General features: G+C 67.3%; 11 protein-coding genes. 3 read left to right on the top strand and 8 right to left on the bottom strand.

The features are described from left to right. The first annotated feature begins 104 nt into the window (after nt 1-104). Nucleotides 105-2,738: an FHA domain-containing protein gene (locus IC40_RS0110665; protein ID WP_030134699.1), complete on the top strand. Its 2,634-nt coding sequence runs from the start codon at nt 105-107 to the stop codon at nt 2,736-2,738. Between the two features lie 65 nt (nt 2,739-2,803). Here IC40_RS0110665 and IC40_RS0110660 read toward each other — a convergent pair whose 3' ends face one another. From IC40_RS0110660 to IC40_RS0110635, 6 genes are all read right to left on the bottom strand, one after another. After that, nucleotides 2,804-3,364 carry a pentapeptide repeat-containing protein gene (locus IC40_RS0110660; protein WP_030134698.1) on the bottom strand — a complete coding sequence of 187 codons (561 nt, stop codon included), beginning with the start codon at nt 3,362-3,364 and terminating at the stop codon, nt 2,804-2,806. Continuing rightward, a complete protein-coding gene (locus IC40_RS0110655; protein WP_030134697.1) occupies nt 3,361-3,927 on the bottom strand; it encodes a GTP-binding protein in 567 nt (188 codons plus the stop codon). Before IC40_RS0110655 ends, IC40_RS0110660 begins: the two co-directional genes overlap by 4 nt. Next, the gene (locus IC40_RS0110650) at nt 3,908-4,261 is read right to left on the bottom strand and encodes a DUF742 domain-containing protein (protein ID WP_081843396.1); all 354 of its coding nucleotides are present in this window, start codon (nt 4,259-4,261) and stop codon (nt 3,908-3,910) included. Before IC40_RS0110650 ends, IC40_RS0110655 begins: the two co-directional genes overlap by 20 nt. Beyond that, entirely contained in the window at nt 4,258-4,656 is a 399-nt protein-coding gene (locus IC40_RS0110645; protein WP_030134695.1) for a roadblock/LC7 domain-containing protein, read from the bottom strand. Before IC40_RS0110645 ends, IC40_RS0110650 begins: the two co-directional genes overlap by 4 nt. Further along, nucleotides 4,653-6,320, bottom strand: coding sequence for a HAMP domain-containing sensor histidine kinase (locus IC40_RS0110640; RefSeq protein ID WP_051644311.1), 1,668 nt, complete (start codon nt 6,318-6,320; stop codon nt 4,653-4,655). Before IC40_RS0110640 ends, IC40_RS0110645 begins: the two co-directional genes overlap by 4 nt. Before the next feature lie 171 nt (nt 6,321-6,491). Further along, complete coding sequence (locus IC40_RS0110635; protein WP_030134693.1) at nt 6,492-7,097, bottom strand: class I SAM-dependent methyltransferase; 606 nt, start codon at nt 7,095-7,097, stop codon at nt 6,492-6,494. A 31-nt stretch (nt 7,098-7,128) separates the two neighbouring features. Here IC40_RS0110635 and IC40_RS0110630 point away from each other — a divergent pair, with 31 nt between their 5' ends. Further along, entirely contained in the window at nt 7,129-7,593 is a 465-nt protein-coding gene (locus IC40_RS0110630) for a tRNA (cytidine(34)-2'-O)-methyltransferase (protein ID WP_030134692.1), read from the top strand. On the opposite strand, the gene IC40_RS0110625 is transcribed toward IC40_RS0110630, so the two are convergent. After that, complete coding sequence (locus tag IC40_RS0110625; protein WP_030134691.1) at nt 7,594-8,235, bottom strand: nitroreductase family protein; 642 nt, start codon at nt 8,233-8,235, stop codon at nt 7,594-7,596. 23 nt (nt 8,236-8,258) lie between these two features. Here IC40_RS0110625 and IC40_RS0110620 point away from each other — a divergent pair, with 23 nt between their 5' ends. After that, nucleotides 8,259-8,669 carry a TIGR03667 family PPOX class F420-dependent oxidoreductase gene (locus IC40_RS0110620; protein ID WP_030134690.1) on the top strand — a complete coding sequence of 137 codons (411 nt, stop codon included), beginning with the start codon at nt 8,259-8,261 and terminating at the stop codon, nt 8,667-8,669. A 3-nt stretch (nt 8,670-8,672) separates the two neighbouring features. On the opposite strand, the gene IC40_RS0110615 is transcribed toward IC40_RS0110620, so the two are convergent. After that, nucleotides 8,673-11,969 (bottom strand): error-prone DNA polymerase, encoded by a 3,297-nt coding sequence (locus IC40_RS0110615; protein ID WP_030134689.1) that lies wholly within the window; start codon nt 11,967-11,969, stop codon nt 8,673-8,675. Between the last annotated feature and the right edge of the window lie 203 nt (nt 11,970-12,172).

The raw sequence follows: 12,172 nt of genomic DNA, 5'->3' as shown, positions 1-12,172 counted from the left end.
GTCGCGCCCGAACCGGCGGCAGCGACCATATCGTTGCTCTCGGCGAGCCGAACGGTGACCTCGGAGCAGGAATTGCATTGGCGTACCGGATACAGTTGGTCCCGATGAGCCGCCCCGGAACGCCCGCGCTGACCGTTCGATACGAAGGATCGACTCGGACCTTCTCTGCAGGCAATGACGTCGTCGTCGGTCGCGACCTGCGCGCCGACGTACGTATCGCCCACCCACTGATCTCGCGCGCCCACCTGGTCTTGCGCTTCGACCAGGGTCGTTGGATCGCCATCGACAACGGCAGCCTCAACGGCATGTACGTCAACGGTCAGCGGGTGCCCACGCTGGACATCACCGACGGCCAGCACGTCAACGTCGGCAATCCGGACGGACCGCAACTGGTCTTCGAGGTCGGCCGCCATCAGGGTGCGGTGGGCAGCCCGCCCCCGACGCAGGCCGTCCCGACACCGACCGGTCCCCGTCCCAGCGCATCCTGGCCGACGCAGGCACCGATGCAGCCGCCCCCACCGCCGCAGGCTCCGCCGGCCTGGCCGACCGGGGCCACCCCGTCGCAGCAGCCGCCGCGCTACCCATCCGGTCCGCAGCCTTATCAGCCGACCGGGCAGCAGCCCTATCAGGGCGCGCCGCAGCAGGGCTACCCGCCGCCACCGCAGCCGACCGTGTCGCGCTCGCAGCCGACTTACATCCCGCCCGCCGATCCCTCGCAGACCGCGATGGGACCGACCGCGGTGCCCCGCCCGTCGGAGAACAATCTCGCAACGAGCATGCTCAAGATCCTGCGCCCCGGAAAGGCTCCGGAGGTGCCACCGGGCGGGATCAAGATCGGTCGCGCCACCGACAACGACATCGTCATCCCCGACGTCCTGGCTTCTCGGCACCACGCCACCTTGGTCTCCGGCCCGGGCGGCACCGAGATCCTCGACAACCGCAGCATCAACGGGACCTTCGTCAACGGTCAACGCGTCGACGATGCGCTGCTGCGTGAGGGTGACGTGGTCACCATCGGCAACGTCGACCTGGTGTTCACCGGCGGCACGCTGGTACGCGGCTCGGAAACCCAGGCGGCCACCCGCACCGGCGGCCTTGAGGTCCGCGGTCTGACGTGGACCATCGAGGGCAACAAGACGCTGCTCAACAACATCTCCATCGACGCCCGGCCGGGCACGCTGACGGCGGTGATCGGACCGTCGGGTGCCGGCAAGTCGACCTTCGCCAAACAGGTCGCCGGTCTGACCCACCCGACATCGGGCACGGTGTCCTTCGAGGGCCACGACATCCACGCCGAGTACGCCTCGCTGCGCTCCCGAATCGGGATGGTCCCGCAGGACGATGTGGTGCACGGCCAGCTGACCGTCAAGCAGGCCCTGATGTATGCCGCCGAGCTACGCCTGCCGCCCGACACCACCAAGGAGGATCGCGAACGCGTGGTCCTGCAGGTCCTCGAAGAACTCGAGATGACCAAGCACCTGGAAACCCGGGTGGACAAACTCTCCGGTGGCCAGCGCAAGCGCGCCTCGGTGGCCCTGGAGCTGCTGACCGGGCCCTCGTTGCTGATCCTCGACGAGCCCACCTCGGGTCTGGATCCGGCGCTGGATCGCCAGGTCATGACGATGCTGCGCCAGCTCGCCGACGCCGGTCGTGTGGTGCTGGTGGTGACGCACTCGCTGACCTATCTCGACGTCTGCGATCAGGTGCTGCTGCTGGCGCCGGGCGGTAAGACCGCGTTCTACGGGCCGCCCAGCCAGATCGGTCCCGAGTTGGGCACCACGAACTGGGCCGATATCTTCTCGTCGGTCGCCGGCGACCCGGACACCTCGCACCAGAACTACCTGGCCCGCAGCGGTCCGCTGCCGCACGCCGAGGCCTCCGAACAGCCCGCCGACCTGGGCAAGCCTGCGAAAACGAGTGTGCGCAGGCAGTTCTCCACCATCGCCCGGCGCCAGATGCGGCTCATCATCTCCGACCGCGGCTACTTCGCGTTCCTGGCGGTGCTGCCGTTCATCATGGGTGTGCTGTCGCTGTCGGTGCCCGGCACCGTCGGCTTCGGGGTGCCGAACCCGATGGGTGATGCGCCCAACGAGCCCGGTCAGATCCTCGTGCTGCTCAACGTCGGTGCCATCTTCATGGGTACCGCGTTGACCGTGCGTGACCTGATCGGTGAGCGCGCCATCTTCCGCCGCGAGCAGGCGGTCGGCTTGTCGACGACGGCGTATCTGATGGCCAAGGTCTGCATCTACGCGGTGTTCGCCATCATCCAGTCCTCGATCGTCACGGCGATCGCGGTGCTGGGCAAGGGCGGTCCCACGCAGGGCTCGCTGTCGTTCCTGCCCCCGACTGCCGAGCTGTTCCTGGTGATGGCGGCGACGACGGTGACCGCGGCCATGGTCGGTCTGGCGCTCTCGGCGTTGGCCAAGTCCAACGAGCAGATCATGCCGCTGCTGGTGGTTGCCGTGATGAGCCAGCTGGTGTTCTCCGGCGGCATGATCCCGGTGACCGACCGTCTGGTGCTCGACCAACTGTCCTGGTTCACCCCGGCGCGCTGGGGCTTCGCCGCATCGGCCTCCACGGTGGACCTGATCCATCTGGTGCCGGGCCCGCTGACCCCCAAGGACGCGCACTGGGAGCACACCTCGTCGGTCTGGTGGTTCGACATGGGCATGCTGGCGCTGCTGAGCGTCGCCTATCTGACCTTCGTGCGCTGGAAGATCCGGCTCAAGGCGGGCTAACTCCCTGCGATTTGTGGAGTTTCAGCCGCCACGATGGCGGCTGGAACTCCACAAATCGCAAGTTTCTACTCGCCGTGCACGTCCAACCCGTGCGCGGCCGCGTAGGCCAGCCCCTGCTCGATGTTCACCCGCGCGCCGCGCAGCTTGGCCGTCGTCCAGAACGTCGGATCGACCCGCGCGCCACGCAGGTCGGCCTCGTCGAACTTGGCGTCCTGCACCCGCGCACCGCTGAGGTCGGCACGCTGCAATACGGCCTTGCGCAGGTCCGCCCCCACCAGGTTGGCCTCGCGCAGCCGGCAGTCCGAAAGGTCCAGGGTCCGTAGGTCACAGCCGCCGAGCACGCTCAACGACAGGTCGACCTCGACGAACTGCACCGGCCGCAGCCGGGTCTCGGTGAACACCGAACCGAGCAGACTGCACTGCCGGAACGTGCTGTGCAGCAGGGCGGCCCGCCGGAAAGTGCAGTTGCGGAATGCCGAACCGAGATGCTCGGACTCGGTCAGGTCGACACCGCTGAAATCGCACTCGTCGAACACCACCCGCTCGGTGCGCAGCCGGGACAGGTCCTCGTCACGGAAGTCGTGGTTGGTGAACTCGCGGTCCACCCACACCTGGTCGTCGGTCATGTCGGGACCGCCGCAAGCGCGTACTCGGCCACCGTGATCAGCGCGGCCCGCACCGAGTTCCGGTCCCTGGCGTCGACGGTGACGATCGGGATGTCGGCGCGCAGCGCCAGCGCCTGCCGCAGGGCCGCCTTCGGATGCCGCGGCGCGCCGTCGAACTCGTTGACCGCGATGATGAACGGCAGCCGGCGCGCCTCGAAGAAGTCGACGGCGGCGAAGCTGTCCTGCAACCGCCGCACGTCGACGAGGATCACCGCGCCGATGGCGCCGCGGATCAGGTCATCCCACATGAACCAGAACCGGCGCTGACCGGGCGTACCGAACAGATAGAGCACCAGGTCCTCGGCCAGGGTGATGCGGCCGAAGTCCATCGCGACCGTGGTGGTCGTCTTACCCGGGGTGGCCCCCAATTCGTCGAAACCGGCCGACGCCGTGGTGACCAGCGCCTCGGTACGCAGCGGCATGATCTCCGACACTGCGCCGACGAACGTGGTCTTGCCCGAGCCGAACCCTCCCGAGATGACGATCTTGGTGGATGTCGGCCGTTCAGAGCGCCCGGAGTCCACGCAGCGTCCTTCCGATCAGGTCACGACGCTCGTCGGCCGAGGATGACTCCCCCAGCGTCGCGCGCACCCGAACATACCCCTCCAGGGCCAGGTCGCCGATCAGCACACGCGCCACACCCAACGGCAACTCCAACCGCGCCGCGATCTCGGCGACCGACGGTCCCACCCGAGCAGCGGTCAGTATCCGAGACCGCACATCTGCTGCCGGCCAACGCGGCGGTGGCCCGGGCTCGACCGTCCGGATCGGCGCTTCCAAGGGAAGATCCAGTCCTGCCGTGGTGCGCCCACCGGTCAGTGTGTAGGGCCGCACCAAGGCGGTGACATCGTCGCTCACGATGTGTGGCGTGAACGGCGCGCGGCCTGCACGACGTTGCCCACGCGCTCGACGAGCATCGCCATCTCGTATCCGACCTGGCCGATATCGCAGGATCGCGTGGCCAGCGCCGCGATGTTGGATCCGTCGCCGGCGCGCATCACGAGCAGATAGCCGTGCTCCATCTCGACGATCGACTGCATGACGTGACCGCCCTGGAAGAGCTGTGCGGCGCCGCCGGCGAGGCTGGCCAGCCCGGAGGTCACCGCGGCCAATTGGTCGGCGCGTTCGGTGGGCATGTGCTCGCTGGCCGCCATCAGCAGACCGTCGGCGGAGACCAACACCGTATGCGACACCCCGTCGACTTCGCGGGCGAACTTGGCCACCAGCCAGTCGAGGGACTCCCGGGTTGTCACCGGTCTTCCCCGGTGTCCTGCGGCCGCGAGCGTGCGGCGTGCACGCCGGCGAAGTGGCTGCTGAGGCTGGCCCGGATGGTTGCCGGATCCGGTAGCGGAGCGGTCACCGGGTCGGTGGGCTCGGCCGCCGCCGGATCGGCCTCGCCCGCTCCGGGTACCAACCGCGCACCGGGTCGGCGGACCGGCAGGCCCTCGGCGGTGTGCTCGGTGGCGGGCGTGCTCTCGGCCGCTTCGGCCGCCGACCAACCGTTGTCCCACACCGATTTCCAATCCAGGTTGGTGTCGACGCCGAGGTCGGTGGGGTCGACCAGCCACTCCGAGAGCATCTTCTGGTAGATCGCATCGTCGGAACCGGCATTCGGTGTCGCAGCGCCGAACATCGGGTCCCGTCGGGGCAAATCGGGTTCGGCCGACTCGACAGCCACCGTCGGTGCCACCGCCGCATCTGTCGGCACCGGCTCGGCATCGGCAATCCGAGGCAGGCCTGATCCACCGACGACCAGTCCCGCAGGAACGTAGATGCCCGCGGTGGTGCCCGAGTTCGGGTCCCCGCTGACGGTGGCACGCAATCGCACCACCAGTCCGTGCCGGGCGGCCAGCCGGGCGACGACGAACAGCCCCATGTGCCGTGCCGTGTACGCGGTGACCTCGCCATCGGACTGCAAACGTGTGTTGGTGACGCGCAGGTCCGGTTCTGCCATCCCGAGACCGTCGTCGCCGACCTCGAGCACCAACGCGCCATCGTCGGTGCGCAGGCCCGAGATGCGCACGGTCGTGGCCGGCGGCGAGTACCGCAGCCCGTTGTCCATCAACTCGGCGAGCACATGCACCAGATCAGCGGCCACCGCGCCGACGACGGCGCAATCGGGAAGCTCGGCCGTCTGCAGGCGCGTGTAGTCCTCGACCTCGGAGGACGCGGCGTTGACAATCGCCGACAGCGGTGCCGGGTCGCTGTGACCACGAGCGGTGTCGGTGCCTGCCAGCACCAGGAGATTGGCCCCGTTGCGGCGCATCCGGGCAGCCAGGTTGTCGAGCCGGAACAGGCCATCCAACCGGTCGGGATCCTGTTCGTCGCGCTCCATCTGGTCGATCAGCGTCAGCTGCTGGTCCACCAGCGACCGGCTGCGCCGGGATACCGTCTCGAACATATCGCTGACCTGTACCTGCAGCCGGGCCTGCTCGCCGGCGAGCTGCAGGGCCTGTTCGTGGAGTTCGTCGACCGCGTGGGCAAGCTGTCCGAGCTCCTCGGTGGTGTGCACCGGGATCGGGGTCAGCGGGCCCGGATCACCGCCCGTGCGCACCTGTTCGAGCTCGCGGGCCAGATCGGTGTGCGCCACCTGCAGCGCACCGTCGCGCAGCCGGCGCAGCGGCCCGATCAGGGAGCGGGCGACCAGCGCGACGATCAGCAGCGCCACCAGCAGCAGTACCGCCACGATCACCGCATCGCGGGTGGCCGTGACGGCGGGTATCGCGTTGTCGGTAAAGCTCTCGTAGATGTGTAACCCGCCCAATGAGGCGGCCAGCAACATCGGAACCGCGATGATGGCAACGATTTTCCCTGCGACGGGCCAGTTGCTCAGCGACCAGCGCGCCGGCCGTTTCGCATATGTCGTTGCGGCACCGGCTATCTCGCCGTGCGCGCTGGACGCGGGAAAGGCGGTCATGTCGGTTGTGGCGCGTTCATGTGCTTCCTGCTGGTATGCCCACGTCGGGGCCGGCGTCGTGTGACCCGGCAATTGTTTCGAGTATGGCATTCGGGCACAGCCGATCCCAGGCTCTCGGACACCGTGACGACGGTTCGTGACCGTTACGATGCGTAACCTTTTCCGGGCAGTTCAGCCGCGGCGCAGGATCGCGACCAGGAAGTCGGCATCGTCGTCGAATGGGCGCACATCCCAGGTGGACAGCAACAGGTCCTGGGTCAGACCGGCCGCGCGTGCGTCATCGAGGAACCGGTCGAAGGGATAGTCGCGGCCCGCACCGAATCCGATGACCAGACGACCGTCGGTGCGCAGGTGGGTGCGCAATCGTGCCAAGACCTGTCCGCGGGTGCTCGGTGCCAGGAATGTCATCACGTTGCCCGCCGAGACGATGATGTCGAACGGTTCGGCGACCCCGCGGGCGGGCAGGTCGAGTTCGGCGAGGTCGCCGACCAGCCAGCGTGCACCGGGATGGTCGGCTTTGGCGGCGGCGATCAGGGTGGGGTCGACGTCGACGCCGACGACGTCGTGTCCGGCCGCGGACAGATAGCCGCCGACCCGCCCCGGCCCGCAGCCGGCATCGAGGATGCGCGCGCCGCGGGCTGCCATGGCGTCGATGAAGCGGGCCTCGCCGTCGAGGTCGTTTCCGGCCCGGGCCATGGCGCGGAAGCGGTCGATGTACCACTGCGAATGTCCGGGGTTGGCGGCGACCTTTTGCATCCAGAGGCTCTGCTCGACCATGCCGCCATTATGCGCAGTGGACAATGGCCCGATGTTCCACGTCCTGTTCTACTCGCCGCGGATCGCGCCCAACACCGGTAACGCGATCCGGATGGTGGCCGCGACCGGCTGCGAGCTGCATCTGGTCGAACCGTTGGGCTTCGACCTGTCCGAACCGAAGTTGCGCCGGGCGGGATTGGACTACCACGATCTGGCCTCGGTGACGGTGCACCCGGACCTGGAAGCGGCATGGGCCACCATCGGACCATCGCGGGTGTTCGCCTTCACCGCGCACGCGGAGCTGTCCTTCGCCCAGGTGTCCTATGAGCCCGGGGACGTGCTGATGTTCGGGCCGGAGCCGACGGGGCTAGACCAGCAGACGCTGGCCGACCCACACATCACCGCGCGGGTGCGTATCCCGATGCTGTCGGGCCGGCGGTCGCTGAACCTGTCGAACGCCGCCGCGGTCGCGGCCTACGAGGCGTGGCGCCAGCAGGGGTTCACCGGCGCGGTGTGATCACCAGGTGTTCCAGTGCGTGAGTTCCTCGGCGGGCAGCCGCTTGGCCTTCTTGAAATCGGTGCCCTTGGTGTAGGCGATCGGGAACAGACCGCCCTGAGAGTATTTGTCGAAGGGGATGCCCAGCAGTTCGGCCGTCTTCTTCTCACCGTCACCCATCAGATGCAGCGAGGTCCACGCCGAACCGAGGCCGCGACTGCGCAACGCCAGCATGAAGCTCCACACCGCCGGCATCAGTGATCCCCAGAAGCCGGCGCTCATGCCCGCCGGCGCCCCGTCCGGGCGGCCCTCCAGACACGGGATCAGCATGACCGGCACCTCGTGCAGGTGGTCGTTGAGGTATTTGGCGGAGTCGACGACCTTGGGTGTGCGCTCGTCGCGGCTGTCACCGAACTGCGGCTTGGGGGCCTCCAGGTACGGGGTGGCGGCCACCCGGTAGATATCGGCGATCGCCTTCTTCTTTTCCTCGTCCTCGACGAAGACCCATTGCCAGCCTTGTGAATTGGAGCCGGTCGGGGCCTGCAGGGCGATATCGAGGCACTCCATCAGCACCTCGCGCGGGACGGGCTTGTCGAAATCGAGCCGTTTGCGCACCGAACGCGTCGTGGTCAGAACTTCATCCGCGGTCAGGTTGAGTGTCATACCGCGAGACTACATTCGCTTCCATGACTGCAGACCTGACACCGGAAATCCTCGACCGCCTGAAATCCGACGATTTCGCGTGGTTGACCACCGTCGCCAAGTCGGCCCAACCGGTGCCCAAACTGGTGTGGTTCCTCTTCGACGGGACCGACATCGTGGTGTACACCGAGCCTGGCGCCGCCAAGGTTCGGCATATCGGCAACCACCCCCAGGTGAGTCTTAATCTGGACTCCGATGGCAACGGTGGCGGGATCATCGTGATCGGCGGGCCGGCGCGGATCGATGCCGAGGGCACCGATCCCCGCGAGGACGCGCCGTACTGGGCGAAATACCAAGCGATGTCCGATCAGATCGGGTTGACCCCGTCGATGGGCAACTACGGCACCCGGCTGAAGATCAGCATCGAGAAGGTGTGGACGACACCGACGGAGTGACGATCACTGGAAGTCCCGAGATCGGGAACGCACCTTCAGGTCCACCGGGCCCATCCGGTCGGCCAGCACCGTCACCGCCCCGGTCGCGTTCTGCACGATGCCGCGGATGATCAGCGCCGGCGCGCTCTGCGCCAGCTTGCGGTAGCGCGCCCAGACTCCCGGGGCACACAGCACGTTGACCATGCCGGTCTCGTCTTCGAGGTTGACGAACGTGACGCCCTGGGCGGTGGCCGGGCGTTGTCGATGCGTCACCGCCCCGGCAACAAGGATGCGGCTCCCGTCGGGCACCGACAGCAGTTCGGCGGCCGGGACGACCCCCATCGCGGCCAGGTCCTCGCGCAGGAACTGGGTGGGATAGCTGTCCGGTGAAACACCGGTGGCCCAGACATCGGCGGCAGCCAGTTCCAGAGCGCTCATCCCCGGCAGTGCCGGGATGTGCGTGGACGAACCCACCCCGGGGAGCCGATCAGGGCGTTCGGCGGCGGCCGCACCGGCCGCCCACAATCCCTCTCGTCGGGTGATCCCGAAGCAGCCGAGCGCCCCAGCGGTGGCCAACGCCTCGGTTTGCGGGACCGAAAGTTGGATTCGTGCAGTCAGATTCAGCAGATCGGTGAACGGTCCGCCGGCTATCCGGTCATCGACGATCTTCTTCGCCAGCTCATCACCGATGTGACGGATGCTGCCCAGACCCATCCGCACATCCAGTCCCCGGTTCTCGCAGGTGGCGTGGTCCAGGCTGGCGTTCACATCCGGTCCGTGCACGATCACGCCATGCCGACGGGCATCGGCGACCAACGACTGCGGCGAATAGAACCCCATCGGCTGGGCGCGCAGCAACGCGGCGCAGAACACGGCGGGATGGTGCAGCTTGAACCACGACGAGTAGAACACCAGCGAGGCGAAGCTCAGCGAATGACTTTCCGGGAAGCCGAAATTGGCGAACGCCTCCAGCTTGTCGTAGATCTTCTCGGCCACTGCACCGGTGATACCGTGCCGCTCGCGCATTCCGTCGAAGAACCGGCCGCGTAACCGGCGCATCTTCTCGGTGGACCGTTTGGAACCCATCGCCCTGCGCAGCTGATCGGCCTCGGCCCCGGTGAAGCCTGCGCAGTCCACCGCCAGTTGCATCAGCTGTTCCTGGAACAGGGGGACGCCGAGGGTCTTCTCCAGGGCCGGCTTCATCGACGGGTGGTCATAGGTCACCTCTTCTTCGCCGTTGCGCCGCTTGATGTACGGATGTACCGACCCACCCTGGATGGGGCCGGGACGGATGAGGGCCACCTCGACCACCAGGTCGTAGAACATCCGCGGTTTGAGCCGCGGCAGGGTGGCCATCTGCGCGCGGGATTCGACCTGGAACACTCCGACCGAGTCGGCGCGTTGCAGCATCTCGTAGACGGCCGGCTCCGACAGGTCTAGCTTGGACAGGTCGACCTCGATGCCCTTGTGCTCACGGGTCAGGTCGATCGCGTAGTGCAACGCCGACAACATGCCCAGTCCCAGCAAATCGAACTTGACCAAACCGATTGCCGCACAGTCATCCTTGTCCCATTGCAGAACACTGCGATTCTCCATTCGCGCCCACTCCACCGGGCACACGTCGGCGATCGGGCGATCACAGATCACCATGCCCCCGGAGTGGATACCCATGTGCCGGGGCAGATTGGAGATCTGGGTGGCCAGGTCGACGACCTGCTCGGGGATGTCTTCCACGTCGGGGGAATCGGCAAGCCCGTTCCAGCGGCTGATCTGTTTGCTCCACGCGTCCTGTTGCCCTTGCGAGAAACCCAACGCACGGGCCATGTCCCGGACCGAACTGCGCCCCCGGTAGGTGATGACGTTGGCCACCTGGGCGGCGTAATCACGGCCGTACTTTTCGTAGACGTACTGGATGACCTCCTCGCGCAGGTCCGATTCGATGTCGATATCGATATCGGGTGGGCCATCGCGCGCCGGCGACAGGAACCGTTCGAACAACAACTCGTTGGCGATCGGATCGACATTGGTGACCTTGAGGGCGTAGCAGACCGCGGAGTTGGCCGCCGACCCCCTTCCCTGACAGAGGATGTCACGTTCTCGGCAGAATCGGGTGATGTCGTGCACCACCAGGAAATAGCCTGGGAAGTTCAGCTTTTCGATGATGGCCAGTTCATGCTCGATCTGGCGATACGCCTTCGGTGCGCGCTCGGGCGTGCCGTAGCGGTCCAATGCCCCCTCGCGCACCAACAGACGCAGCCAGCTGGCCTCGGTGTGTCCGGGAGGCACATCGAACGGCGGCAACTGCGGGGCGATCAACGCCAGGCCGAAGGCGCATTGTTCACCGAGATCGGCAGCGGCGGAAACGATTTCGGTACCGAAGACGCGAGCCATCTCCTCCCCCGAACGCAGATGCGCCCCACCCAGTGGCGCCAGCCACCCGGCCGCGTCGTCCATCGAGTTGCGAGCCCTGATCGCCGCCATCGCCATGGCCAGCCGCCCCCGCTCGGGTACGGCGAAATGCGCGCCGGTGGTGGCGATCAGCCCCAGACCGAATCGCGATGCCAATCCGGTAAGGACGGTGTTGCGCTCATCGTCGAGCGGGTGACCGTGATGGGTCAACTCGACGCTGACGCGGTCGGCCCCGAACCGATCCACCAGGTCGGCCAGCGCCGCCTCGGCGGCTTCGGGCCCGCCACGGGTCAGCGCCTGCCGGACATGACCTTTGCGGCAACCGGTGAGGATGTGCCAGTGCCCCCCGGCGGCCTCGGTGAGTGCATCGAAATCGCAACGCGGTTTTCCTTTTTCGCCGCCGGCCAGATGGGCCGACGAAATTTCGCGGGACAACCGTCGATAACCCTCCGGCCCCCGGGCGAGCACCAGCAGGTGAGGCCCCGGCGGATCGGGTTGTTCGGTGCGGGGCACGTTTCCCAGGGACAACTCCGCACCGAACACGGTGTCCACGTCGAGTTCGCGGGCGGCCTCGGCGAACCGTACGACTCCGTAGAGACCGTCATGATCGGTCAGCGCTATAGCCCGCAGGCCCAGCCGCGCCGCCTCCTCCACCATCTCCTCCGGGGTGCTGGCCCCGTCGAGGAAGCTGTAGGCCGAATGGGCGTGCAGTTCGGCATACGGCACCGAGGATCGGGAGCGCTGCACCCCGTCGGCCAGGTAGGCGCCGCGTTTGCGCGACCAGGCCGGACTGTCACCACCATCACCGGGTGGCTCCAGCGGCAGCCCGGAGCGGCGCGGTTTGCCACGGGGCCTACTGCTGAGGACCCGCTCCATCTCCGGCCAGCTCGGCGGTCCGTTGTGCCAACCCACCCATACAGCGTATCGAACAATTGTTCGATACGCCATCGCTCAGAGCGGCAGACCCGTCAGCAGCAGCCGCCGCGGATCGGTGTAGTCCTCCATCGCGTACCGGACGCCCTCACGCCCGACGCCTGTCTTCTCCGCCGGTTTGATGATGATCACCGGCGCACCGACGGCGATGGCGGGCGGGTCTGATTTCGTTGTCCCATGGC

This window comes from Mycolicibacterium neoaurum ATCC 25795, from assembly GCF_000691525.1.
GTDB lineage: Bacteria > Actinomycetota > Actinomycetes > Mycobacteriales > Mycobacteriaceae > Mycobacterium > Mycobacterium neoaurum.
This window is presented reverse-complemented; position numbering and strand designations above follow the sequence as displayed.

Bases quoted from the DNA above. Each gene is read 5' to 3' on its own strand.
- IC40_RS0110665 (WP_030134699.1), top strand. From the start codon at position 105: ATGAGCCGCCCCGGAACGCCCGCGCTGACCGTTCGATACGAAGGATCG.
- IC40_RS0110620 (WP_030134690.1), top strand. From the start codon at position 8,259: ATGACTGCAGACCTGACACCGGAAATCCTCGACCGCCTGAAATCCGAC.
- IC40_RS0110635 (WP_030134693.1), bottom strand. From the start codon at position 7,097: ATGGTCGAGCAGAGCCTCTGGATGCAAAAGGTCGCCGCCAACCCCGGA.
- IC40_RS0110660 (WP_030134698.1), bottom strand. From the start codon at position 3,364: ATGACCGACGACCAGGTGTGGGTGGACCGCGAGTTCACCAACCACGAC.
- IC40_RS0110625 (WP_030134691.1), bottom strand. From the start codon at position 8,235: ATGACACTCAACCTGACCGCGGATGAAGTTCTGACCACGACGCGTTCG.
- IC40_RS0110640 (WP_051644311.1), bottom strand. From the start codon at position 6,320: ATGACCGCCTTTCCCGCGTCCAGCGCGCACGGCGAGATAGCCGGTGCC.
- IC40_RS0110630 (WP_030134692.1), top strand. From the start codon at position 7,129: ATGTTCCACGTCCTGTTCTACTCGCCGCGGATCGCGCCCAACACCGGT.